This window comes from Cupriavidus lacunae, from assembly GCF_003353055.1.
Classification (GTDB): domain Bacteria; phylum Pseudomonadota; class Gammaproteobacteria; order Burkholderiales; family Burkholderiaceae; genus Cupriavidus; species Cupriavidus lacunae.
Genome location: NZ_QKWJ01000030.1, coordinates 48,375 through 72,581 on the forward strand (window position 1 = coordinate 48,375; position 24,207 = coordinate 72,581).

The following is a 24,207-nucleotide window of genomic DNA, read 5'->3' on the forward strand; positions in this document are numbered from 1 at the left end:
ATGTCATGGCAGGGCCTCTCCCACCTTGCCCTGGCGCCACTAGTGCGCGAAGCGATGAACGGCATATGTGCCGCTTGTGCCGCCGACGCGACGCAGACGTAACAGGTATCCCCACCGGTTTATCCAGTTGACCGGCAGGAGGGCCCTTCGTCGGGCAACGCAAGCCAGCCAGGAACGGCGTCTACCCAACGCACTTCGCGAGCCACTCACCCCTTCACGCACACCACCTGCCGCAACGTGTGCACGATCTCCACCAGGTCCGCCTGCGCCGCCATCACCGCGTCGATGTCCTTGTACGCCATCGGGATCTCGTCGATCACGGCGGCGTCCTTGCGGCATTCGACGCCTTCAGTCGCATGCACCTGGTCGGCCACGGTGAAGCGGCGCTTGGCCTCACTGCGGCTCATGGTGCGCCCCGCGCCGTGGCTGCATGAACAGAACGACTCCGGGTTGCCCTTGCCGCGCACGATGAACGAGCGCGCGCCCATCGATCCCGGGATGATGCCCAGCTCACCCACGCGCGCGCTGACGGCGCCCTTGCGCGTGACCAGCACGTCGGCGCCGAAGTGGTGTTCCTTCTGCACATAGTTGTGATGGCAGTTGACCGCCTCCAGCTGCGCCTTGAAGGGCTTGCGCAGCACGCGCTGCGCTGCGGCCAGCACCGCCTCCATCATCAGCTCGCGGTTGCGGCGCGCGTAGGCCTGGGCCCACGACACGGCGAAGATATAGTCCTCGTAGTGCGCGGAGCCTTCGACCAGGTAGGCCAGGTCACGGTCCGGCAGGTTGGCGAGATGCTTGCGCATGTCCTGCTGCGCCAGCGAAATGAACGTGGTGCCTATGGCATTGCCGACGCCGCGCGAGCCGCTGTGCAGCATGAACCAGACTGACTGGGCTTCGTCCAGGCACACCTCGATAAAGTGATTGCCCGTGCCGAGGGTGCCCAGATGATTGCGATGGTTGGTGCGCGCCAGGTGTGGATACTTGTCGGTGATGCGGCGAAAGCCCGGTGCCATTTCGGCCCATGCCGCGTCAACAGGCGCCGGCGCCGAGCCCCAGGCGCCCTGGTCGCGCCGCCCGCCTTGCGCGGTGCGGCCGTGCGGCACGGCATGCTCGATCGCGCTGCGCAGCGGTCCGAGGTTGTCGGGCAGGTCAGCGGCAGTGAGCGAGCTCTTCACGGCCATCATGCCGCAGCCGATGTCCACGCCCACCGCGGCGGGAATTACCGCGCCCACGGTCGGGATCACCGAGCCGATGGTCGAGCCCTTGCCCAGATGTACATCCGGCATCACCGCGAGATGGCGGAAGATAAACGGCATCTGCGCCGTGTTCACCAGTTGCTGGCGGGCAGCGCTCTCCACCGGGACGCCGCGCGTCCACAGCTTGACCGGCTTGCCGGCGCCGGTGTCCAGCACGTCATAGTGGCGCTTGTCTGTCATGGCCGCCCCTGGCAATGTCGTCGCGGATTGCAGGTTAGACGGCCCACGCCCACGCGGGATTCCCGGTCGCCCAACCAAGGGCCACTAACAAAACTCCGCAACAAATCGTGAGCAGCGCGACATGGATGCCGAGGCGACGTTCGGAGCGCCTGGTCGAGCCGGACTACATGTCAGGTTGGCAAGATGCCATTGCGCCTGGCAGGCCTGGTGAAAGACTTGGTGTACGGGTTCAGTATCGCGGCCACAAGAGTATTGCAGTCAGCTCGCCCGTTGCGCTTGCCGCCGGCCTGTGGCGCCCAAAGATGAGGAACGCCTACTCTGCTGCAATCAGGAACCGCTTCGGATTCTTCCCCAGCCACGCCGGCGTGCGGCCTCGTCCGGACCAGGTTTTTCCGGTCTTGGGATCCAGATACTTCGGCGGCAGCGGTTCCTTTTCCGCGGAAGCGGAAGCGGAGGCAGAAACGGCACCGGCGGGGCGGCCCCGGCGGCGGCGCGGCGCGACGTCTTCCTGCGTCAGACCATACTGAGTCATCAGGCCTCGAATCTGCTCGATCACGCTCGCGACCTCGGTCGCGCGCGCCGCTTCGATCTGTGCTTCCAAGGCTTGCTTCTGCGCAATTAGTTCTTTATATGTCGCCATCTTTGGCTCCAATTTTTCAGTCACTTTTTACTTATACGCATTCCGAAGTCCGTCTGCAAGGTATTCATTCTCTACCCTCAGAGGGAACCTGGTAATCCATTCAGATCCAATGCGTATTAGCACATGGCCTGGCCTTGGGCGGTAAATGGGGCGCTATGAAGATAATGCCCTTGCCGGGCGTGGCCGACATCCGCCCCTAGGCAGTGGCTCGCAGAAACGGGTACGCCCGACCGGTTGAATGGTGGGCCTCCCGTGAGTCGGACTCGGCACCAACGCATTATGCGTCTGCTGCTCTGACCAAGCATGAGCCAGCGGCCCGATACTGCAGGGGGAAAGCCATCAGCGCCAAACCTCTGAGGCCTTGGCCTTCCCGGTCTATCCGTTTTGGGCACCAGCGGTGCACCGTTGCCATCGATCGGCCGGTTGGCAAAGTCTGCCAAGCCAGCCGAGGCAAGGATCAAGCCGACGCTTCAACTGCCGCGACAGTCCGCGCGGCCTTCTTCGCCGGAGCACGCTTCTTCGGCACGGATTTCACTGCGGCAGTCTTCGGGGCAGTTTTCGCCGCGCCCTTGCTACCCGTTGCCGCTGTCTTCGGGGCCGCCTTCTTCGGCGCCGCCTTCGTGGCAGCAGCCTTGTTGCCCGTTGCCTTACGGGCGCCCGCAGCCTTGGCCTTCTTCGCCGCGAGCTTGTCCTTCGCGGCTTGCTTTTCAAAGCGGAGCGCGGACTTTGCCGCTTCCACTGCCTGCGCAACTTCGCGCTTTGCCGCTTCGATGGCCTTCTTGGTGTCGGCGCGCAGCTTCAGCAAGCCCTTCTTCGCTGCCTGAGCCTCACGTGCGAGCACGCTCGCCTTTTTCGTTGGCACGGCCACCTTCTTTGCGGCAGGCTTCCTCTTGGCAACTGCGCTGACCTGAGTCGTGGATTTATTTGCTGCGACCATATCAATTACCCGTTAGTTGTGAAGCGCGGAGTATAACCGCACCAGCGCTCTACCCAATAGAGGTCAGTCTCTCCCTTGTCTTCGGGCTCTCACCGCTTCACTGCTTGAAGACAGCCACGATCTGCCCGGAAATCTCTCCGTTGCCGCTGAATTCCAGTGCCTTCCAGCATTCGTTATTGACTGCTTTCGCGCCATGCCATCGCTAACACCGATCAGGCGCCGTACGATGACATGGGTTTTTTATCCGCTCTTATCCCAGCAGGAAGCTGGCAAAGGCGCCGAGGTCGACATTGCCGCCCGAGATAATGACCCCCACGCGCTTGCCCTTCACATCCAGCTTGCCGTGCAGCACTGCGGCGGCGGCCAGGCAGCCGGTGGGCTCGGCCACGATCTTCATGCGCCCGGCGAAGAATTTCATGGTGTCGACCAGTTCGGCATCCGACACGGTGACGATGTCCGTGACCAGCTCGCGGATTACAGCGAAGGTGTGGTTGCCCAGGAACGGCGTCTGCGCGCCGTCGGCAATGGTGCGCGGGGTGTCGATGCGCACGATCTCGCCGCTGCGCAGGCTGCGCTGGCCGTCGTTGCCGGCCTCGGGTTCGACGCCGTACACGGCGCATCCGGGCGACATCGCCTGCGCGGCAACCGCGCAGCCCGACAGCAACCCGCCGCCGCCCAGGCATACCACCAGCATGTCCAGCGGACCGGTTTCCTCGAACAGTTCCTTGGCCGCCGTGCCCTGCCCCGCCATCACATGCGGGTGGTCGTAGGGCGGGATCAGCGTCATGCCGCGCTCGGCAGCGATGCGCCGGCCCAGCGCCTCGCGATCTTCCTGGTAGCGGTCGTACAGCACCACTTCGGCGCCGTAGCCGCGCGTGGCCTCGATCTTGATCGCGGGAGCGTCCTGCGGCATCACGATCACCGCCGGCACGCCCAGCAAGCGGGCCGACAGCGCGATCGCCTGCGCATGATTGCCGGAGGAGAACGCCAGCACGCCGCCCGCCTTCTGCTGCGGCGTGAACTGGGCGATGGCGTTGTAAGCGCCGCGGAACTTGAAGGCGCCGATGCGCTGGAAGTTCTCGCACTTGAAGAACAGCTGCGCACCGGTGGCCGCGTCGGCGGTGGAAGAAGTCAGCACCGGGGTGCGGTGGGCCGCCGCGCGGATGCGTTCGTGGGCGGCGGCGACGTCGTCGAAGGAGATAGGCAGGGAGGTCATGGCGATGGCGATGGCAAGGAGGGCTGGGACAGGCCAGTTTACCCGCCCCGCGGCCACCTTGCAGCCACGCCGCCCTGGCGTGGCCCTATGCCGCGGCCAGCCTTTGAGCCGTGCGCCGCTGCGTGCCCGGCGTGCCGGTCCCCAGGTGCGAGCCGCCGCCCTCGCCCGGCAGGCGGAAGAACGCCACCACCTCGCTGAGTTCACGCCCCTGCTCTTCCAGCGCGCGCGACGCGTCGGCCGCCTCGCTCACCAGCGATGCGTTCTGCTGCGTCACCTGGTCGATCTGCACGATGGCCTGGTTGACCTGCTCGATGCCGCGGGTCTGCTCGGCCGACGCCGTGGCAATCTCTTCCACGATGCCGGTCACGCGCGCCACGGCCTGGGTCACCTCGGCCATGGTCTGGCCGGCCTCAGTAGCCAGCGACGAGCCGTCGTGCACCTGGCGCCCCGAGGCCTCGATCAGCTCCTTGATCTCCTTGGCCGCGCTCGACGAGCGCTGGGCCAGACCGCGCACCTCGCTGGCCACCACGGCAAAGCCGCGGCCCTGCTCACCGGCGCGCGCGGCTTCCACCGCCGCATTCAGCGCCAGGATGTTGGTCTGGAAGGCAATACCCTCGATGATGCCGGTGATCTCCGCGATCTTGGTCGAACTGGCGCTGATGTCCTGCATCGTGTCGACCACGCGCTGCACCGTGGTGCTGCCGCGCTGCGCCACATCCGCCGCGTTGCGCGCGAGTTCGCTGGCCTGGCGGGCATTCTCGGTGTTCTGGCGCACGGTCTCGGTCAGTTCCTCCATGCTGGCCGCGGTTTCCTCCAGCGAAGCCGCCTGCTCCTCGGTGCGGCTGCTCAGGTCGGCATTGCCGCGCGCGATCTCGCTGGTGCTTACGGCAATATTGCCGCTGCTTGCGCGCACATGGGTGACCGTGGCGGTGAGGCGCTCGTTCATGTCGCGCAGCGCCGCCAGCAGGCGGCCGGTCTCGTCATGGCGGTCGACCTCGATGCGCGCGCCCAGGTCGCCGCTGGCCACGGTGTCGGCCACCTCAACGGCGCGTTGGATCGGCCGCGTGATGGCACGCGTGATCAGGATGCCGCCGGCAACGGCCAAACCCGCGGACACCAGCGAAACCAGGATCAGCAGGTTGCGCTGGCGCTCATAGTCCGCCTCGAGCTGGCGCTCCATCTCCTTCTGGCGCGCCGCGGTGAACTCGGCGTAGGCGTTGGTCGCCTTGATCAGTGCCGCCAGCAGCGGACGGCATTGCTTGTCGATACGGGAAACCGCTTCGTCGATCTTGCGCTCCGCGGCCAGGCCGACGATGGCCGTGGCGACCGGGCCGTACTGGGCCTCGACCTTCGCCACTTCGTCGACCAGCCTGCGCGCCTCGTCGCCGACGCCGGGCTGGCGCACCATCTCATTGAGCCGCGCCAGCCGCGCCTGCACGTCCTCGTGCGCGCGCAACGCCTCGGCTTTCTCACGCTCCAGCTCGGCCGCATCGGTCACCAGCACCATGTTGCGCGCCGCAACGGCACGACGGTCCACCGCCCTGCGCACTTTCGCGGCCATGTCTGCGCGGGCGTTCAGCCCGTTCAGATAGTCGTTGAATCCGGCGGTCGCATCCCCGAGCGCATGCAGCGAATACGCGGCCACCACCAGCACCATGCCCGCCAGCGTGCCAAACCCGGCCAGCAGCCGCGTGCGGATAGACAGACTCCTGAAATTCATGATCACTCCCCTTGCCGTCCCAGAAGACGTATGCGCTTCGTTTGTTATGGATCCAACCCTGGCATGCCCGACAACTGCATGACACTGCGCGCCCGTTCCCGCTGTTCGGCCCGGCGTTCGCGATCGGCAGGGATACATTGCCCCGGCAACTGTCTTCGCATCCGTGCTCTTTGTTGCGCTGGCTAACGGTCTGGGTAAGGGGAGCTGATCCCTACGGAAGTGGGGGAAAGGGTAAACAGAAAGGGTGTGACCTATGGACTGAGGGACTGAGCCGGTTCAATCCGCCCGAATCCCCCGCTGCCGGATCAGCGCACCCCACTTCTCGGTTTCCTTCGCCAGGTGCTCGCGCAGCACCGCCGGCGAACTGCCAATCGGCTCGGCGCCGATCAGCGCCAGCCGCTTCTGCACGGCAGGCTTGCGCAGCGCCTCGAGCATGGCGCGGTTGAGCGTGTCGATGACCGGCTGTGGCGTCTTTGCCGGCACAAAGGCGGCGAACCACGGCGACAGTTCATAGCCCGGCAGGCCGGCTTCCGCCACCGTCGGCACATTGGGCAGCGCGCTGGAGCGCTTGCTGGTGGTGACCGCGATGGCCGTCAGCTTGCCCGATTCGATATGCGGCTTGGCCGAGGTAATGCTGTCGAACATATAGTCGACCTGCCCGCCCAGCAGGTCGGTCATGGCCGGGCCGCTGCCCTTGTAGGGGATATGCAGCATGTCGACGCCGGCCATCGACGTGAACAGCTCGCCCGCCAGGTGGAGCGAGGTGCCGTTGCCGGCGGAGGCATAGGTGTACTTGCCCGGCGCCGCCTTGGCGTGCGCGACCACGTCCTTGACGGTGCTTTCCTGGCGCCGCGCCTTGTTGGCCACCAGCACGTTGGGCACCACCGCCAGCAGCGACACGGGCGCGAAGTCCTTGACCGGGTCGTAGCTCAGCTTGCCGTACAGCGCCGGGTTCACGGCCATGCCGTTTGCGACGATGATCAGCGTGTAGCCGTCGGCGGGCGCGCGCGCCACCAGTTCGGCACCGATATTGCCGCCGGCGCCCGGACGGTTCTCGACAACGATGGCCTGGCCCAGCGTGCGCGACATGTCTTCGCCCAGCGTGCGCGCGATATTGTCCATGGCGCCGCCCGCAGGGAACGGCACGATCCAGCGGATCGGATGGTCGGGATAGGCCGCGTGCGCGGCGGGTGCGGCAAACGACAGGCCGGCAGCCAGTGCCAGCGCCCCTGCGCGGCCGGTGCTTGCCAGCCGCTGGAATAACGTCTTCATTAGTCTCCTCACTGTTTGATGCGTCCCCTGGCACAGGCGTGCCATGCGGGGCAATTGCCTGCCAGATCAGCCGCGGCGGTAGTGCGCCAGCTTGTCTTCGTCCAGCGCCAGGCCCAGGCCCGGGCCTTCGGGCAGGTGCAGGCTGAAATCGCGGTACTCGGGGCGCTGCTGCACGATATCGTCCTTGAGCAGCAGCGGGCCGAACAGCTCGGTGCCCCAGGCCAGCTGCGGCAGCGTGCAGAAGCCGTGCGCGGCGGCGATGGTGCCCACGCTGCCCTCCAGCATGGTGCCGCCGTACAGCGCGATGCCCGCGGCATCGCCCACCGCGGCGGTGCGCAGCATGCCGAAGATACCGCCGGCCTTGGCGATCTTCAGCGCGAACACGTCGGCGCCGCCGATACGCGCCAGTTCCATTGCGTCTTCCGGGCCGCACACCGCTTCATCGGCCATGATCGGCACCACGAAGCGCGCCGCCAGCCGGGCCAGCGCCATGCGCTGCTCGCGCGGGGTGGGCTGCTCGATCAGGTCGATGCCGGCCGCTTCCAGCATGGCAATGCCGGTGGCGGCGTCGGCCTCGTTCCAGGCCTGGTTGATGTCGACGGTGACGCGCGCCCTGTCGCCCAGCGCGCGCTTGATCGCGGCCACGTGGGCCACGTCGTCGCGCACGCTGCGCCGGCCGATCTTCAGCTTGAAGGTATTGTGGCGGCGCTCGGCCAGCAGTTGCTCGGCCTCCGCGATATCGCGGGCGGTGTCGCCGCTGGCAAGCGTCCACAGCACCGGCAGCGTGGACCGCACCGCCCCGCCGAGCAGCGTCGCCAGGGGCACGCCCAGGCGCTTGCCCTGCGCGTCCAGCAACGCGGTCTCCAGCGCGGACTTGGCAAAGCGGTTGCCGCGCGCGACCTTGCCCAGGCGCGCCATCGCGCCATGGACGTTGGTGGCATCCTGGCCGGCCAGCGCCGGCGCCAGATAGGTGTCGATGGTCAGCTTGATGCCTTCCGGGCTTTCGTCGCCATAGGACAGGCCGCCGATGGTGGTGGCTTCGCCGATGCCTTCCACACCGTCGCTGCAGCGCAGCCGCACGATGACCAGCGTCTGCTGCTGCATGGTGGCCATGGCCAGTTGGTGCGCCCGGATGGTGGGCAGGTCCACCAGGATGGCTTCCACCGAAGTGATAGTCGTGGTCATACCTTGTCGATGCGGATTGATGTTGAGGCCAAGTATGCGACTTGACTTTGCCAGTGTCCAAGACCGATGATGTCTCGATCGATACCCTACAGGTATGGGAACAGGACGCCGATGGAACTCCGACACCTGCGTTATTTCCAGGTCGTGGCCCAGGAACTGAACGTCACCCGCGCCGCCGAGCGGCTGCATATGGCGCAGCCGCCACTGTCGCGCCAGATCCGGCAGCTGGAAGAAGAAGTGGGCGTGGCGCTGTTCGACCGCGTCGGCCGCGGACTGCGGCTGACCGAGGCGGGCCGCTTCCTGCTGGAGCAGGCCACCCAGCTGACGCAGCGGCTGGAGGAAACCATCGAAGGCACGCGCCGCATCGGGCGCCAGGACAAGCGCTGGTTCGGCATCGGCTTCGTGCCGTCGGTGCTGTATGGCGTGCTGCCGGAACTGATCCGCGAACTGCGCGAATCTGACCGTCACGACCAGCAGGTCGAAGTAGGACTGGCCGAGATGATCACCGTGGAGCAGATCGAGGCGCTCAAGGCCGGCCGCATCGACCTGGGCTTCGGCCGCATCGCACTGAACGATCCCGCCATCCGCCAGCAGGTGGTGATGGCCGAGCCACTGGTGGCCGCGCTGCCGGCGCGCCTGCCCGCGCCGCGCCGCAAGGCGCTGACGCCACAGGCGCTGGCGGCGCAGCCGTTCATTCTCTACCCGGCCCGGCCGCGGCCCAGCTATGCCGACCACCTGCTGTCGCTGTTCCGTGCCCAGGGCCTGCAGTTGCGCGTGGCGCAAGAAGCCAACGAACTGCAGACCGCGCTGGGCCTGGTGGCGGCCGGCATCGGCATCACGCTGGTGCCGGCGTCGATCCAGCGCCTGCACCGCGACGACGTGCGCTACTGCCCGATCGACGCGCCGGGCTTCGTGTCGCCGGTGATCATGAGCTATCGCGAAGGCGACACGTCACCGTTCCTGGCGCGAGTGGTGGAGTGGGTGATGCGGCAGGGGCGCGATGCCACTTCCGGTGCCGGAGCCGGATAGCCCGACCACAAAGCCCAACTGCCAGCCAGGCTCCCCTACGGCAGCATCCGCACAAGCGGCTTCCTGCCCCACTGCCGCGTCTTCGCCGCCGCGATAAAGCCCGCCGTGTCGCTGTCCGGCACGATGCCATTGTCGGGCTGCAGGTTGGCGTGAGCGAGCAACACATCGCCGCCGGCATCGGCGATCTCCTTTGCGCTGGTTGACGGTGACGGGACTGGACTTGGCACTGTCAGCAATTGCCACGGCTGCCCGCTTGACACTTTTGGTTACAAAGGCAAATCGCCAAAAATGTCCCCTGTCAAACATCTGACATTTGATCAATCAACAATCGCCCGCTGTCGCGACAAGCCAAGGCCACCCCTCCTGAACCGGCCAGTTCCCCGCGCTTGCCGTCCGCTACCGCGGAAGTCCATGGCCTGCATCCGATGTCGGCGCATGGGCTCGGCTCGTTACCCCCTCAACGACTACAAGGCGATGCACAAGATGAGACCCTCATTGCTGTCGCGTTCCATCCGGCCATGGCTGGCGGCCGGCTCTGTCACCCTCGCACTGCTGCTAACCGCCTGCGGCGGCGACAACTCGCCGGGCGCGAGCGGCGGCGCCCTCCAGCCCACCGCCGCCAATGGCAACAAGGCGGACAACGCCGGCAAGCCTGACAAGCCAGGCTCCTGCTCCACGCGTTGCGCCCCGTGATGCGGGCCCCTCTCCGATCCAGCGACAGACCGACCCAGCCACAGCCATGACTTTCGACCCGTCAAAAAGACAGTTCCTGAAGACCAGCCTCGGCACCGGCGCCGCCGCCGCGGTGCTGGCCAGCTTTCCGCCCAGCATCCGCCGCGCGCTCGCCATCGAGGCCAACAACGCCACTGGCACCATCCAGGACGTCAGGCACGTCGTGATGGTGATGCTGGAAAACCGCTCGTTCGACAACTACTTCGGCACGTTCAAGGGCGTGCGCGGCTACGGCGACCGCTTTGCGATCCCGCTGCCCAATGGCAAGAGCGCGTTCTACCAGACCGATGCCAACGGCAATACCGTGACGCCCTACCACCTGGACGAGACCCAGGGCAACGCGCAGCGCGCCGGCGGCACGCCGCACACCTGGCCCGATGCGCAGGCCGCGTGGGACCACGGCCGCATGGACCGCTGGCCGGTGGCCAAGAAGACGCTGTCGATGGGCTACTACGATGACGCCGAGATCCCGTTCCAGCGCGCGCTGGCTGACGCCTTCACGCTGTGCGATGCCTACCACTGCGCGATGCACACCGGCACCATCCCCAATCGCCTGTTCTACTGGACCGGCAGCAACGGTCCCACCGGCGACAACGTCGCGGTGATGATTAACGAGTTCAACGCGGGCGCGGATGTGGGCCCCTCCACCGAAGGCTGGACCTGGAAGACCTACGCCGACCGCCTGCAAGCCGCCGGCGTGGGCTGGAAGGTCTACCAGAACGTGCCGGACAACTACGGCTGCAACCAGATGATGAGTTTCCGGCACTGGCGCGCCGAGATGGAGAAGATGCCGGCCGGGCGCAAGCTCTCCAACACCGCCGGCGCCGGCGTCAACCCGCCCTACAACGCGGATATCGACGACCAGTACAGCCCGCTGGCCAAGGGCTTCTGCAACACCATGCCCGACGGCGGCTTCCTGCAGTCGCTGCGCGACGACGTGCTCAACGGCAAGCTGCCCGAGGTGTCGTGGATCATTCCGCCGGCCGAATTCAGCGAGCACCCTGGCCCGTCCAGCCCGGCCAAGGGCGGCTGGTACGTGCAGGCCATCCTCGACGCGCTGACTGCATCGCCCGAGGTCTGGAGCAAGACCGTGCTGCTGATCAACTTCGATGAGAACGACGGCTTCTTCGACCACAGCCCGCCCCCGACCGCGCCTTCACGCAACCTGGATGGCACGCTGGCCGGCAAGTCGACCCTCGACGACGCGCAGATGGCCTACGAGTACTTCAACTTCCAGCCCGCCACGGCCAAGCAGCCGCCGCAGGACGGCAAGCCCTTCGGCCCGGGCCCGCGCGTGCCGCTTTGGGTGGTGTCGCCGTGGAGCCGCGGCGGATGGGTCAACTCGGAAGTGTTCGACCACACCTCGGTGCTGCGCTTCCTGGAAGCGCGCTTCGGCGTGATGGAGCCGCAGATCAGCGACTACCGCCGTACCGTCTGCGGCGACCTGACCAGCGCGTTCAACTTCGCCACGCCCAACACCGAGACGCTGCCCACGCTGGCCGGGCGCACCACGCGCGCCGACGCCACCAGCCTGACTGCCTGGCAGCAGGCGCAGCCCGCCATCCCCGTGCCGGCCACGCCCGCACTGCCCGCGCAGGCCACGGGCACCCGCCCGTCGCGCAAGCTGCCGTACGAGCTGCACACCAGCGCGCGCGTCGATGCCGCATCCAAGGCCGTGCGCCTGCTGTTCGCCAACGGCAGTGCCAACCAGGCGGGCGCGGTGTTCCATGTCTACGACAAGCTGCACCTGGACCGCATTCCACGCCGCTACGTGGTCGAGGCCGGCAAGACCCTGGACGACGCCTGGGACATCAACGCCGACGGCGGCAAGTACGACCTGTGGGTGCTGGGGCCCAACGGCTATCACCGCTCGTTCTCTGGCGATATCAACGAAGCGATAACCACGTCGACCGAGATCCAGGTCTGCTACAACCCGTGCAAGAAGCCCACGATCCAGGTGAAGCTGCATAACGACAGCGATGCCGACGTGACCTTCACCGTCACGGCGCTGGCCTACCGCGACGACGGCCCGTGGACGCAAAGAGTGAAGCGGGGCAAGGTGGAAACACTGGAATGGCCGGTGGCCGACAGCGGCAACTGGTACGACTTCGTCGTGACCTGCGAGGCCAGCCCGTCGTTCGCGCGGCGCTTTGCGGGACGGATGGAGACCGGTGAGGACGCGGTCAGCGATCCGGAGATGGGAATGGTTTGATGCGGGGTGCCCCGGGGTTGCGTTGAGCCCCGGGGGGATTGCGCGAAGCAAGTCGCATGGCCGGCGCTATGCCGGGGCCGGCGTTATCATCTGGCACTCCTGCGCAACCACCGAACGGAAAACCATGACCCTGTCCGCCGGCATCCCCATCCTCCGGATCTTCTCGGTCGACAAGGCCAAGGAGTTCTACCTCGACTTCCTCGGCTTCTCGCTCGACTGGGAGCACCGGTATGAAGCGGGGCTGCCGCTGTACGCGCAGGTCCGGCGCAGCGGACTGACGTTGCACCTGAGCGAGCACTATGGCGACGCCACGCCGGGATCGACGGTGTTCGTGACGGTGGAGGATCTCGATGCGCTGCACCGGGAGCTGTCCGCCAAGGACTATCCGTACGCCAGGCCCGGTGTGGAAAATGTGGGCTGGGGGCGGATGCTGCAGGTGGCCGATCCGTTCGGGAACCGGCTGCGGTTTTGTGAAGTAGACACTTCAGCGTAGGCCTTTTTCAATTCCACCGGCAACTTGCAGGATTCGCGCGTCGGCACCGTTCAATCCACAGACGCTGAGCGCGACGCCCGGCACGGCGGCGGGAAGCGGAAGGGATACCGCACAGCCATCGAGAAAATTGATGACACTGGGATTGCGAAGCACAAGGCCGTTGGTCGAAAAGAAGGCTTCATCGCTGTCGAGCGCGTCGAGCCGCGGCGGACGGATGGCCACCGTGGGCATCAGCCAGGCATCGGCATCGCGCAAGAGCGCTGCCGCTCTCTGGCGCATGACTTGGCGTTCCCTGAGCAGGGTCAGATAGTCGGCAGCGCTCTGTTGCTGGCCGCGGCGGATCCGTGTCGCCACGCGCGGGTCGTAGGCAGCGCCGCGCTCGTCCAGCAGCGCACGATGCCAGTGCCACGATTCGGCCGCGGTCAGGCCACCGCCGGCATTGATCTGTGGCAGGCGGTGAAGCTCGGGGAAGTCGAATGGGATGACGTGCGCACCGAGCCTGGACAGGCTGTCCAGGGCTGCGTCGAAGCCACGCGCGACTTCGCTGTCCAGACCCTCCGTGACGAAGTCGCGCGTCACGTATAAGCGTAGGCCCGCGAGCGCAGTGGGCCGGCTGTCGAGCGCCTCTCCACTGAGGACCGCATCGAAAGCCGCGCAGCAAGCCACGGAACGCGCCAGCGGGCCGGCCGAGTCGAGCGAGGTCGACAACGGCACGGCGCCCTCCAGCGTCACGCGCCGTGCACTGGGTTTAAAACCGGTCAGTCCGCAGAACGCGCTCGGAATGCGGATCGAGCCGCCCGTGTCGGTACCGAGCGCGGCCACGGCCATGCCGAGCGCGACGCTGACGGCGCCGCCTGAGGTCGAGCCGCCGGCGATGCAGGCTTCATCGAACGGCGTGCGGGGCGTACCGTAGTGCGGATTCAGGCCGAGCCCGGAGAAAGCGAACTCACTCATGTTGGTGCGCCCGATCAGCACCGCGCCCGCCGCGCGCAGGCGCGCCACAGCAGGCGCATCGGCCGCCGCACCAGTGCCATCGAGCACCTTTGAGCCGGCCCGCGTCACCTGGCCGCGCACATCGAACAAGTCCTTGACCGAAACCGGCAGGCCGGCCAGTGGCGATGCCACACAGCCTGCAGCACGCGCCTGGTCTGCCGCTGCGGCCGCCGCCAGCGCGCCCTTGTCATCGACCTCGACAAAAGCCGCGCCGCCCGCCGCGCGATGACTGTCGATACGCGCCAGCGCCTGTTCGGTCAATGCGACGCTGGTAGTATGCCCGGCATTCAGGCTAGCGGCCAGTTCGGCGATGGTGGGAAGATCGGTACGCATCAAGGGGCTACCTCCAGGCTTGCCACGCGGTACGCATGACGTATCGAACGCCGCAATACCGGATCGTGCAGCTCGACTTCAAATGCCTCCCCGCCTCCCAGTTCCCCGATCACGGCCTGGGTGCCGCAGAACATCGCGGTGCCGGACGGCAGCGCGCCCTCGGCATGCAGACGGCGGATCAGATCGCGAGGATCGAGCAGGCGTGTCACCAGTCCTTCCTGGTAAAGCTCGCGCACGCCATGCCGGGTGCGCCAGCAGCGCATCTCGAGCCGGTCCCAGTGCGCCGCGACATCGTCAAAGCGCCAGACCTCGCTACCGACCGGCTTGGCGCACATCTGTTTGGAGACGGTGACATCATAGGCCTCGACCTTGCGGTCCGTATGGTCCGAACCCACGCCGACATAGAGCGCGTCCGGGCCCGCCATCAGCACGAACTCGATCTCACCCGACGAATCTTCCCGCGGCACTTCCAGCAACGGCGCGGTGGTCAGAAGCGAGGCGGCAAGCGGGTAGAAGCACGGAACGGTCGAAGGCGGCTTCACGCCGATCTGTTCGAGTTCCCGGATGTGGTGGTTGACGGCACCGGCATCGCGTCCGGTCCATCCGGCAATGACGAGCCGGTCGATATGCAGGGCCAGCGGTCCCTCGCCGGCGAGCTGGAATTGCAGAGTAGGCATGTAGTACCAGTAATTGGGAAGGATGGGCTGCAAGCGGAATGCAGCCGGCAGGCCCGGCCCGTCCGAGACCGGCGGGCCACGCCTGTTCTAGTGCTCAAGCGGCTTGTGAGCCGTCTCGCGGGCAGCCAGCAGCGCAACCAGCGTCACGCCCAACGCCACGCAGACGTAGAGCGACACCGCGCCGGTCGTGCCATAGGCCCTGTACAGGCTCGTGATGATGAGCGAAGCGAAGCCGCCACCCAGGATGCCTGCCAGGGTGTAGGCCAGTGACGAGCCTGCATAGCGCACCCGCGTCGGGAACTGCTCGGTCACGAACGCTGCCTGCGGGCCGTACATGACAGCATGGATCTGCAGACCCAGCACAACGGCCACACAGATCTGCCACGGCTGGCTGCTGTCCATCAACACGAAGAACGCGAACGCCCAGACGATTCCCAGCAGTGCGCCGGTCAGGTAGACCGGCCGGCGGCCGAGCTTGTCAGACAGCGCACCGAACAGCGGCACCGTCAGCGCATTGCCGGCCGCGCCCAACATCGTCGCGGTCAGTGCCAGCGGACGCGACAGGTGCAGCACGCTGGTGACATAGGTCAGCGTAAATACCACGACCAGGGCATAGAGCACGTCCGAGCCGATCCGCACGCCGCCGGCCACCAGCAGACGCCGCCAGTGCGATACGAACACTTCCTTGAGCGGAGTCTTGGCCTGGGCATTGTGGGCAGCCATTTCCTTGAATGCCGGCGTCTCATCCACGCCACGCCGCAGCCACAAGCCGAAGATCACCAGCGCCACGCTCGAAACGAACGGGATGCGCCAGCCCCAGGCCAGGAAGTCCTCTGGGCTCAGGAACAGCGAGACCAGGGCAATAAAGCCAGTGCCCAGCAGCGTGCCGGCCGACGGGCCCACCTGCGTAAAGGACGCGTTGCGCCCGCGCTGGTCCTGCCTGCCGTGCTCCATCGCCAGCAGCACCGCGCCGGCCCACTCGCCGCCGATGGCGGCGCCCTGTACAAAGCGCAGCGCCACCAGCAGCAGCGGGCTCCAGATGCCCCACGACGCATAGGTCGGCAGCATGCCCATCGCACCGGTGGCCACGCCCATCAGGATCAGCGTGGTCACCAGGACGAAGCGGCGGCCGAGCTTGTCGCCAAGATGGCCGAACACCATGCCCCCGAGCGGTCGGGACACATAGCCGACGGCATACGTGGAGAACGCCAGGATCGTGCCGGTGAGCGGATCGAACGACGGAAAGAAGATGACGTTGAAGACCAGCGCCGCCATCAGGTTGTAGACGGTGAAGTCATACCACTCCAGCGTGGTCCCGATCGAGCTGGCCGCGGCCAGGCGGCGCATCTTCGCGTTGGCGCTGGCATCGCGCGCGCCGGCTGCAGCGCCGACGTCGGCTACCGGAGAAATCATTTCGCTCATGACGTCAGTTCCTTTGCGTAGAGTTTCCACTTGAGGATGTAGCGCGTCGCACCTGCGGGATTGGCGTGCAGGCCCTGCGCCGCGATGCCCAGCGCAAGCTCGCTTGCCTGTTCGTCACTGCTCTCCACGACGAACAAGGGCAGCAGTTCGCGGCCTTCGAGGCTCTCATTGGGCAAAGGTTGACTGAGCTCGTCGTCGGGGACGAGAAGATAGGAGCGGACGAACCCTGCGCGCAGCGAGAGTTCATCTCCGACCTTGCCGGCGCGATCGATGAGGGACACGGCATCGTCGGCGCGCGGCAGTGGAAGGACCGCGAGCCAGCTGCCGCTACCTTGTCCCACCGAAGCATCGACCGAGCACACGCGGCGCATCGGCTTGCGCATGCGTCCAAGGTTGGTGACTGACCATGGGGTCTGGTGCCGGAAGGCCTGCTTGTAGGCGGCCGAGGTGAACGCAGCCAGCGATTCGGTGCGATAGAGGCCAAGGTACTTCGGGCCACCGTGCACTGCCTGGTAGCGCGCGGCCGAGATAAAGCCTGGAACGCGCGCACGCTCCTCTATGTGTTCGCGGTCGTACCAGAGGTTGAAATCGGCTTCATCGGCCGCATCCACATCGGACGCGACGAACAACAAGCCATGTGGGGGAATGGCCGCAAGATTGCTCATCAAACTCTATCTCCTCTGACGGGGTGATCGCCGGGCGTGGCTGATGAGTCGATGATCGTTGCAGCAGCGAGTCAGGACAAACGGGAAATTGTTGGTCCTTCCGATCAGTTTTTCTTGTGGATACGGCCGGGAAACTGCACCGGGGTGGCGCAACGGCCTTTCTAGGCACCCGAATACGGTGCAGGCAGCGACCGGACGAACTGATCCGATTCGCGGCAGGCCAGTTCGGCAACAAAGCGGATGGCCTCGGAAACGCCATGGTCGTGATAGCTGACCACGACACGCTGCGGTGGCAGCGGAACATCGCAGGCAAGCAGGCGCAATTCGCCGCGCTCGACCTGCTCGCGCACCGGTGCCAGCGGCATCAGGGCATTGCCGAACCCGCCCTTGACCAGCCTGACAATGGCGGCGATCGAGCTCACGCAATGCACCTTGCCTACCGGCAGTCCGGCCTTGCGATACAGCTCCTTGAGCGCAACGTGGGGCTGCGAGCCCCGGCTCATCGTGATGGTCGGATGCTGGAGCAGCCCGGCCAGCAGGCCTTCACCCGGCTGCGCTTCGCCCGGCGGGCCAACCCAGCCCATCGCCATCGGCAGGCAGGGCATGCTGGCAATGCCTTCGCCGACGGCAGTGTCGGTCTGCAGCGCGATATCGATTGCGCCGGCGCGCAAGCTGTTGTGCAGCCCTTCGGTCGTCTCGGAGGTGATCTGCACCTCGATGCCGGGATAGGTCGAGCTCAGGTGGCGCAGGAAGTCGACCAGCCAGGTATGGACCACGGTCTCGATCGCGCCGATGCGCACCAGCCCGAGCAGCTGCTGGTCCGAGCGGCCCAGCACCATGATCTCGCGCTGCAGCTCGAGCATCCGCTCGCCGTAGCCGAGCAAGCGCAGGCCAACCGGCGTCAGGCGCAGGTCGCGGGCCTCGCGTTCAAAGACGCGCGCGCCGATCTCCTGCTCGAGCGAGGCGATGCGGTTTGACATGGCAGCCTGCGTGATGTGCAGATGGTCGGCCGCTGCGCGGAAACTGCCAAGCCGCGCTACCCACATAAAGGCCTCGATGAATCGTGTATTCAAGGGCACCCCGGCGCAAGGCGGCCTGAAGCCACACCATTCATGATGTCGTCCCCTCGTATTTGTGTGTCAATTTTCCGAGGATTGTACCTGTATGCCCGTATATGGACTTCTGGCAGGCTGTTGGAATTCGAGGCTCTTACACAGTGATGACCAGATCGGTGTACTTCGACAAATGACCGTCCGAAGTCAGCAAACGTAGTGGCTCCGAAAGAGCCTGTGCGACCAGGAGCCGGTCGAACGGATCACAGTGAATATCCGGCAGGTCGCGCACCATCGCCGCGTGGACCGCCCGCACCGGCAATTCCGAAAAGCCGCTCGCTTCAATCTCGGACACCAGGAGGTTCACATCGACGTCGAGCTTGCCAAGCCCGGCCTTGATCGACGCCTCCCAAATACTCGCGCTGCTGACGAACACATCGTCGGCGTCAAGTATCAGCTTGCGGGCCGCTGTGGTCAGCTTGCGGTCGTCCGTGACAGACCAAAGGTAAACGTGCGTATCGAGAAGCAGGCGCATCACCGACCCTCGAATGCGGCGATCACGTCATCGGGCAGCGGCGCATCGAAGTCTTCGGCGATGCGCACCTTGCCTTTCAGGCCACCAAACCGACGCACCACCCTGGCCCGTTCCATCGGCACCAGTCGCGCGGCCGGTTTGCCTGCCTTGGCAATCACGATTTCCTCGCCGCTGGCTGCGGCATCGACCAAACGCGAAAAATGGGTCTTCGCCTCATGGATATTGACCGTCCGCATTTTTGCTCCTGGTGGACTAAGCCCATATTAGTCCACTGAGTCCTTCTGGGGTCTACTACATCTCGTAATACTTCCCGATTCCTGACTTCGCCCCTCCGGCCCGTGTAAACTGCTGGATTTTTCAAATCCGGCGGAATGTTACAAGTGCCCCGGCGCACAGGCTTCAGCGGCCCGACCCTGGTCCGCCTGCTGGCTCGCCTGACCGACGCCGACGCCCCCTCTCCTGCAAGCTCGCTCTCCAGCCAGCTAAGCCAATGGCTTGGCTGGGCGGACGCGATCGCGCTGTCGTCGGCGCTGAAGGCCAATGCGCCGGCTATGCCACCCGCATCAGGTGCCGCCGGCGGCACCGAGGCGCAGGAATGCGCGCGCGTGCGCGCCACGCTGGCCGCTGCCATCGTGGAAGACACCACGCTTGCCAGCAGGCGGCGCGGGCCCTCCCGGCCGTCTGCGCTGCCTGACCCCGTCGATGCGCAGGTCGACTACGCGGTCTATCGCCAGCGTTATCTCACGCTGCAACAGACCATGGAAACCGCGATCGGCACCCTGCGCGCGCGCCTGCGTGCCGCGCTGTCGGCCCGTGCGCCCGGCGTGGCCAAGCTGGCCATGGTCGATGCGGTGATGGAACGCGTGCTGGGTGCGCGCGAGCAGGCCCTGCTGGGCGCGGTGCCGACCATGCTGGAGCCGCATTTCCAGCGCCTGCGCCAGACTGAAGCGGCGGCGCTGGCCGAGGCCCAGGCCGCGGGGCAACCCGCTGCGGTCCGCCGCGGCGCGTGGCTGGGGGTGTTCCGCAAAGATATGCAGAGCGTATTGCTCGCCGAACTCGACATCCGCTGGCAGCCCGTTGAAGGCCTGCTGGCGGCGCTGCAAGACAGCTAACCAGGACATCATGAACCGATACCTCACCCATATTGTTGCTTTCCTGGCGGGCCTGGCGGTCGTGTGCTGGATTGGCGCGGGCTATGCCGCCACCAATTTCCTCGCGCTCATCGTCACTTTGCTGATCGGCGGCTTCTACGTGGCGGGCGCGTTCGAGCTGTACCGCTATCGCCAGGCCACGGCAACGCTGGCACAGGCGCTCGCCGGCCTGTCCGAAGCGCCGGCCAGCCTTGGCGGCTGGCTGGAACGGCTGCATCCGAGCCTGCGCGACAGCGCGCGCCTGCGCGTCGAAGGCGAGCGCGTCGGGCTGCCCGGCCCTGCTCTCACGCCCTACCTGGTCGGTCTGCTGGTGCTGCTGGGCATGCTGGGCACGTTCCTGGGCATGGTGGCCACCCTGCGTGGCACGGGCATCGCGCTGGAAGGCGCCACCGACCTGCAGGCCATCCGCGCCTCGCTGGCGGCGCCGGTCAAGGGGCTGGGCTTTGCCTTCGGCACCTCGGTCGCGGGCGTGGCCACGTCGGCCATGCTGGGGCTGCTGTCCGCGCTGTGCCGGCGCGAGCGGATCCAGGCCGCGCAGGCGCTCGACGCCCGCATCGCCACCACGCTGCGCCCCTACTCCCGTGGCCACCAGCGCGACGAAGCCTTCCGGCTGCTGCAGCGCCAGGCCGACGTGATGCCGGCGCTGGTCGAGCAGATGCAAGCCATGATGCGCACCATGGCGCATCAGAACGAAGCGCTGACCGAGCGCCTGGCTGCGAGCCAGGACGCCTTCCACGGCAAGACCGAAGTGGTCTATACCCGCCTGGCGTCGTCGGTGGCGCAATCGCTGAAGGACAGCATTGCCGACAGCGCCCGCGCCGCGAGCGCCGCGATCCAGCCTGCCGTGGACGCGACCATGGCAGGCCTGGCGCGCGAAACCACAGCCTTGCGCGACACCGTGACGCAGGCGGTGCAACAGCATCTGGATGGGGTATCGGGCCGTTTCGAGACCGCCACCGCAGGTGTTGCCGATACCTGGAACCAGGCGCTGGCCGGGCATCAACGCACGAGCGAGGCACTGGCCGAGAACCTGCGCACCGCCCTGGACGGCTTTAGCCAGACCTTCGAACAACGCTCGGCCGGGCTGCTGGACGGTGTCGCCACCCGCCTCGACGCCGTGGCAGCCGGCGCTGCCGACGCCTGGCGCGATGCGCTGTCCCGGCAAGAGCGCGCGGGCGAGAAGCTCGCCAGCGACAACCAGCAGGCACTGGCGGCCGCCACCGCCGCGTTCGGCGAACAGGCGGCGGCGCTGGTGCGCACCTTGGGCGAGTCGCATGCCGGCCTGCGGACGCAGCTGGCCGCGCACGACGCGCAGCGCCTGTCGGCCTGGGCCGATACGCTCGGCACCATGACGGCCGGGTTGCGCCAGGAATTGGAGCAACTGAACGCCCACACGGTCAGCCGCCAGGACGAGATCAGCACCACGCTCGCACAGAGCGTGCGCGATATCTCGGCCCAGACCCAGGCACATGCCACCCAGACCCTCGCGGAGATCGACCGTCTGGTGCAAGCCGCATCGGACGCGCCGAAGGCTGCCGTCGCGCTGCAGGCGGAACTGGCTTCGCGCGACGAACAGCGCTTTGCCGCCTGGGCCGATACGCTCGGCGGCATGACCGCAGCGTTGCGCCAGGAGTGGGAGCAACTGAACGCTCACACGGTCAGCCGCCAGGACGAGATCAGCACGACGCTGGCGCAGAGCGTGCGCGACATCTCGGCCCAGACCCAGGCGCATGCCAGCCAGACCCTCGCGGAGATCGACCGTCTGGTGCAAGCCGCATCGGACGCGCCGAAGGCTGCCGTCGCGCTGCAGGCGGAACTGGCTTCTCGCGATGAACAGCGCTTTGCCACCTGGACCGATACGCTCGGCAGCATGACCGCAGCCCTGCGCCAGGAGTGGGAGCAACTGAACGCTCACACGGTCATCCGCCAGGACGAGATCAGCACGACGCTCGCGCAGAGCGTGCGCGATATCTCGGCCCAGACGCAGGCGCATGCCAGCCGCACCCTTGCGGAGATCGACCGCCTGGTGCAGGCAGCATCGGATGCCCCGAAGGCGGCCGTTGCACTGCAGGCGGAACTGGCTTCGCGCGACGAACAGCGCTTTGCGAGCTGGACCGAAACGCTCGGCACCGTCGCCGCCACGCTGCGCCAGCAGTGGGAACATTCCAGCACGCACGCCGCCACCCGCCAGCAGGAAATCTGCGAGGCGCTGGCGCAGACCGCGCGCGCGATCTCGACCGAGACGCAGGCGCACACCAGCACCACCCTCGCCGAAATCGACCGCCTGGTGCAGGCTGCGGCCGAGGCGCCCAGGGCTGCCACCGCGCTGCAGGCGGAACTGGCATCGCAGGACGCGCAACGCATGGCTGCGTGGACCGAAACACTCCGCACCATGGCCGCCTCGCTGCGCCAGGAATGGGAACAGGCCAGCGCGCACACCGCCAGCCGCCAGCAGGAGATCTGCGAGACACTGGCCGTCACCGCGCGCGACATGGCCGCCCAGGCCCAGACCCAGGCCACCGGCACCGTCGCCGAAGTCGCCCGCCTGATGCAGGCCGCGTCCGAAGCGCCCAGGGCCGCCGCCGAGGTCATCGCGGAACTGCGCGAGAAGCTCACCGACGGCATGGCGCGCGACCACGCCATGCTGGAAGAGCGCAGCCGCATGATGGAAACGCTGGGCACGCTGCTTGACGCCGTGAACCACGCCTCCACCGAGCAGCGCATCGCGGTCGACACGCTGGTCGCCACCACGGCCGACCTGCTCGAGCGCGTCGGCACCCGCTTCACCGACAAGGTCGAGTCCGAGACCGGCAAGCTCACCGATGTCGCCGCGCAGGTCACCGGCAGCGCGGTCGAGGTGGCCAGCCTGGGCGAAGCCTTCGGCGTGGCGGTGCAGCTCTTCAGCGAATCCAACGGCAAGCTGATCGACCACCTGCAGCGCATCGAGGCCGCGCTGGACAAGTCGATGACGCGCAGCGACGAGCAACTGGCCTACTATGTGGCGCAGGCGCGTGAAGTCGTCGACCTGAGCATGCTGTCGCAGAAGCAGATCCTGGAAGACCTGCAGCAGCGCGCCGGCCAGCAAGCGTCCAGCGCAGAGGCGGCATGAGAGAGGAATTCGACGCCGGTGTTGAGCCGACCGTTCCCGCGTGGGCGGTCTTTGGCGACCTGATGTCGGTGCTGCTGGGCGCGTTCGTGCTGATCGTGCTGGGGGTCATCGGCGTGCAGATGGAACTGTCGGCCAGGCTGGAAGCCGAGGTCAAGCAGCGCCAAGAGGAAGCCCAGCGCCGCGAGACGCTGGAAAAGGCGCTGGCGGGACCGCTCGCGGCGGGCCGCGTGACGCTGGTGAACGGGCGCATCGGCATCAGCGGCAGCGTGCTGTTTGCGCTCAATTCCGACCAGTTGCAGCCCGAAGGCCGCGACCTGCTCAAGAGCCTGGCCCAGCCGCTGTCGGCCTACCTGCGCAGCCGCGACGAGATCCTGATGGTCAGCGGTTTTACCGACGACCAGCAGGTGCGCGAGCGCAACCGGCGCTTTGCCGACAACTGGGAACTGTCGGCGCAGCGCGCACTGACCGTGACCCGCACGCTGATCGATGCAGGCATCCCGCCCTCGTCGGTGTTCTCGGCCGCCTTCGGTTCGCAGCAGCCCGTGACGCCCAATGCCGATGCCGAGGGCCGCGCGAAGAACCGGCGCGTGGAAATCTCGCCGGTGCCGCGCGTAACCACGGGCACGGTGAAGGCGCATGGCTAGCCTCGACGCGGCAGCCGATATGCGCGCGCAACTGGACGCCTGGCGGGCCAGCGGCGCCGACCAGGCCGATCCCGTGCGCTTCCGCTTGATGGAAGCGCTGGCCCGCCGTTCCGCCAGTCACAGTGGCACGGTGCAGCGCTTGCTGGATGAGCGCCTGCGTGCTCTGGTTGCCGCCTATGCAGCCATCGTGCAGCAGCACACAGGCCAGGATAGTGATGTTGCCAAGGGTGCCGCGCCGTCCATGCCAATATCCAGCGCGCTTGGCGCACTGGTCCACGACATCACCGCGCGCGCCAGGCCCGCGATCACGGTCGCATCGAACGATGCCCGATCCAGCGCGCCGGCACCGGCGCACGCAACCCAGCCCGACGCGCCGCTGGTCGACGCCCTGGCCGACTACTTCCGCGAGACCTGGGCCCGGGTCAGCGTCGAGCAGCACTTCCGCCTGTCGCTGGAACGCGTGCCGGAGAATGCCGGGCCGCTCAATACCGACCATCTCGTGCATCGTTCGTTGTCGCTGATGCGCGACACGTCGCCGGAATACCTGCGGCATTTCCTGTCCTATGTCGAGGGCATGTCCTGGCTGGAACAGCTGGGCGCAGCGGCAGCGGCCGAGAAGGAAGCGGCCCGCGCCGCCGCCGCGAAGAAGAGCGTTCGCGGCAAGCCGCGTCGATAATGGCATGGCCGGGTGAGAATCGGCCTGCAGGGGGGAGTCCGGCCCTGCCGGCGCTGGCTTGACGCCGACCGGGCAAAT

The 24,207-nt window shown here is 66.8% G+C and carries 23 protein-coding genes and 1 pseudogene; 9 read left to right on the forward strand and 15 right to left on the reverse strand.

The window, feature by feature from the left end; translation table 11 throughout:
* Positions 1–206: 206 nt before the first annotated feature.
* Positions 207–1,436: an RtcB family protein gene (locus tag DN412_RS22425; protein ID WP_115213592.1), complete on the reverse strand. Its 1,230-nt coding sequence runs from the start codon at positions 1,434–1,436 to the stop codon at positions 207–209.
* 125 nt (positions 1,437–1,561) lie between these two features.
* Here DN412_RS22425 and DN412_RS44580 point away from each other — a divergent pair.
* A pseudogene (locus DN412_RS44580) lies at positions 1,562–1,753 on the forward strand (PHA-granule associated protein 4); the annotation flags it as partial.
* On the opposite strand, the gene DN412_RS22435 reads toward DN412_RS44580, so the two are convergent.
* From DN412_RS22435 to DN412_RS22465, 6 genes are all read right to left on the reverse strand, one after another.
* Positions 1,750–2,076: an H-NS histone family protein gene (locus tag DN412_RS22435; protein WP_115213593.1), complete on the reverse strand. Its 327-nt coding sequence runs from the start codon at positions 2,074–2,076 to the stop codon at positions 1,750–1,752. The pseudogene DN412_RS44580 and the gene DN412_RS22435 overlap by 4 nt on opposite strands.
* Before the next feature lie 457 nt (positions 2,077–2,533).
* The gene (locus tag DN412_RS22445; protein ID WP_115213594.1) at positions 2,534–3,013 is read right to left on the reverse strand and encodes a fumarate hydratase; all 480 of its coding nucleotides are present in this window, start codon (positions 3,011–3,013) and stop codon (positions 2,534–2,536) included.
* 250 nt (positions 3,014–3,263) lie between these two features.
* Positions 3,264–4,229 carry a threo-3-hydroxy-L-aspartate ammonia-lyase gene (locus DN412_RS22450; protein WP_115213595.1) on the reverse strand — a complete coding sequence of 322 codons (966 nt, stop codon included), beginning with the start codon at positions 4,227–4,229 and terminating at the stop codon, positions 3,264–3,266.
* An 85-nt stretch (positions 4,230–4,314) separates the two neighbouring features.
* Positions 4,315–5,949, reverse strand: coding sequence for a methyl-accepting chemotaxis protein (locus DN412_RS22455; protein WP_115213621.1), 1,635 nt, complete (start codon positions 5,947–5,949; stop codon positions 4,315–4,317).
* Positions 5,950–6,225: 276 nt separating this feature from the next.
* Positions 6,226–7,221 (reverse strand): tripartite tricarboxylate transporter substrate binding protein, encoded by a 996-nt coding sequence (locus DN412_RS22460; protein ID WP_115213596.1) that lies wholly within the window; start codon positions 7,219–7,221, stop codon positions 6,226–6,228.
* Between the two features lie 66 nt (positions 7,222–7,287).
* Entirely contained in the window at positions 7,288–8,406 is a 1,119-nt protein-coding gene (locus DN412_RS22465) for a muconate/chloromuconate family cycloisomerase (protein ID WP_078199385.1), read from the reverse strand.
* Positions 8,407–8,517: 111 nt separating this feature from the next.
* Between DN412_RS22465 and DN412_RS22470 the strand changes: the two genes are divergently transcribed.
* The gene (locus DN412_RS22470) at positions 8,518–9,435 is read left to right on the forward strand and encodes a LysR family transcriptional regulator (RefSeq protein ID WP_115213597.1); all 918 of its coding nucleotides are present in this window, start codon (positions 8,518–8,520) and stop codon (positions 9,433–9,435) included.
* A 35-nt stretch (positions 9,436–9,470) separates the two neighbouring features.
* Here the strand turns inward: DN412_RS22470 and DN412_RS22475 are convergent, their stop codons facing one another.
* Positions 9,471–9,662, reverse strand: a complete 192-nt coding sequence (locus tag DN412_RS22475; RefSeq protein WP_115213598.1) for a hypothetical protein — start codon at positions 9,660–9,662, stop codon at positions 9,471–9,473.
* Positions 9,663–9,918: 256 nt separating this feature from the next.
* Between DN412_RS22475 and DN412_RS22480 the strand changes: the two genes are divergently transcribed.
* The 3 genes from DN412_RS22480 (at position 9,919) to DN412_RS22490 (ending at position 12,872) form a co-directional block, all read left to right on the forward strand.
* Positions 9,919–10,128, forward strand: coding sequence for a hypothetical protein (locus DN412_RS22480; RefSeq protein WP_115213622.1), 210 nt, complete (start codon positions 9,919–9,921; stop codon positions 10,126–10,128).
* A gap of 46 nt (positions 10,129–10,174) precedes the next feature.
* The gene (locus DN412_RS22485; protein WP_115213599.1) at positions 10,175–12,379 is read left to right on the forward strand and encodes a phosphocholine-specific phospholipase C; all 2,205 of its coding nucleotides are present in this window, start codon (positions 10,175–10,177) and stop codon (positions 12,377–12,379) included.
* A 124-nt stretch (positions 12,380–12,503) separates the two neighbouring features.
* A complete protein-coding gene (locus tag DN412_RS22490; RefSeq protein WP_115213600.1) occupies positions 12,504–12,872 on the forward strand; it encodes a glyoxalase superfamily protein in 369 nt (122 codons plus the stop codon).
* Here DN412_RS22490 and DN412_RS22495 read toward each other — a convergent pair.
* The 7 genes from DN412_RS22495 to DN412_RS22525 form a co-directional block, all read right to left on the reverse strand.
* The gene (locus DN412_RS22495; RefSeq protein ID WP_115213601.1) at positions 12,864–14,198 is read right to left on the reverse strand and encodes an amidase; all 1,335 of its coding nucleotides are present in this window, start codon (positions 14,196–14,198) and stop codon (positions 12,864–12,866) included. The genes DN412_RS22490 and DN412_RS22495 overlap by 9 nt on opposite strands.
* Entirely contained in the window at positions 14,198–14,875 is a 678-nt protein-coding gene (locus tag DN412_RS22500; protein ID WP_115213602.1) for a DUF2848 domain-containing protein, read from the reverse strand. The genes DN412_RS22495 and DN412_RS22500 overlap by 1 nt, the downstream gene beginning before the upstream one ends.
* 87 nt (positions 14,876–14,962) lie before the next feature.
* Positions 14,963–16,288 carry an MFS transporter gene (locus DN412_RS22505; RefSeq protein WP_425267438.1) on the reverse strand — a complete coding sequence of 442 codons (1,326 nt, stop codon included), beginning with the start codon at positions 16,286–16,288 and terminating at the stop codon, positions 14,963–14,965.
* Positions 16,289–16,293: 5 nt separating this feature from the next.
* Positions 16,294–16,962, reverse strand: a complete 669-nt coding sequence (locus DN412_RS22510; RefSeq protein ID WP_115213604.1) for a DUF4286 family protein — start codon at positions 16,960–16,962, stop codon at positions 16,294–16,296.
* A 161-nt stretch (positions 16,963–17,123) separates the two neighbouring features.
* Positions 17,124–18,035 carry a LysR family transcriptional regulator gene (locus tag DN412_RS22515; protein WP_115213623.1) on the reverse strand — a complete coding sequence of 304 codons (912 nt, stop codon included), beginning with the start codon at positions 18,033–18,035 and terminating at the stop codon, positions 17,124–17,126.
* A 136-nt stretch (positions 18,036–18,171) separates the two neighbouring features.
* Positions 18,172–18,549 carry a type II toxin-antitoxin system VapC family toxin gene (locus DN412_RS22520; RefSeq protein WP_115213605.1) on the reverse strand — a complete coding sequence of 126 codons (378 nt, stop codon included), beginning with the start codon at positions 18,547–18,549 and terminating at the stop codon, positions 18,172–18,174.
* Positions 18,549–18,785 carry a type II toxin-antitoxin system Phd/YefM family antitoxin gene (locus DN412_RS22525; RefSeq protein ID WP_115213606.1) on the reverse strand — a complete coding sequence of 79 codons (237 nt, stop codon included), beginning with the start codon at positions 18,783–18,785 and terminating at the stop codon, positions 18,549–18,551. The genes DN412_RS22520 and DN412_RS22525 overlap by 1 nt, the downstream gene beginning before the upstream one ends.
* Positions 18,786–18,920: 135 nt before the next feature.
* On the opposite strand from DN412_RS22525, the gene DN412_RS22530 reads away from it, so the two are divergent.
* The 4 genes from DN412_RS22530 to DN412_RS22545 are packed head-to-tail and all read left to right on the forward strand — an operon-like array spanning position 18,921 to position 24,129.
* Entirely contained in the window at positions 18,921–19,661 is a 741-nt protein-coding gene (locus DN412_RS22530; RefSeq protein WP_115213607.1) for a DUF3348 domain-containing protein, read from the forward strand.
* 10 nt (positions 19,662–19,671) lie between these two features.
* Entirely contained in the window at positions 19,672–22,809 is a 3,138-nt protein-coding gene (locus tag DN412_RS22535) for a DUF802 domain-containing protein (RefSeq protein WP_115213608.1), read from the forward strand.
* Positions 22,806–23,453, forward strand: coding sequence for an OmpA family protein (locus DN412_RS22540; RefSeq protein WP_115213609.1), 648 nt, complete (start codon positions 22,806–22,808; stop codon positions 23,451–23,453). The genes DN412_RS22535 and DN412_RS22540 overlap by 4 nt, the downstream gene beginning before the upstream one ends.
* Positions 23,446–24,129, forward strand: a complete 684-nt coding sequence (locus tag DN412_RS22545; RefSeq protein WP_115213610.1) for a DUF2894 domain-containing protein — start codon at positions 23,446–23,448, stop codon at positions 24,127–24,129. Before DN412_RS22540 ends, DN412_RS22545 begins: the two co-directional genes overlap by 8 nt.
* The last annotated feature ends 78 nt before the right edge of the window (positions 24,130–24,207 follow it).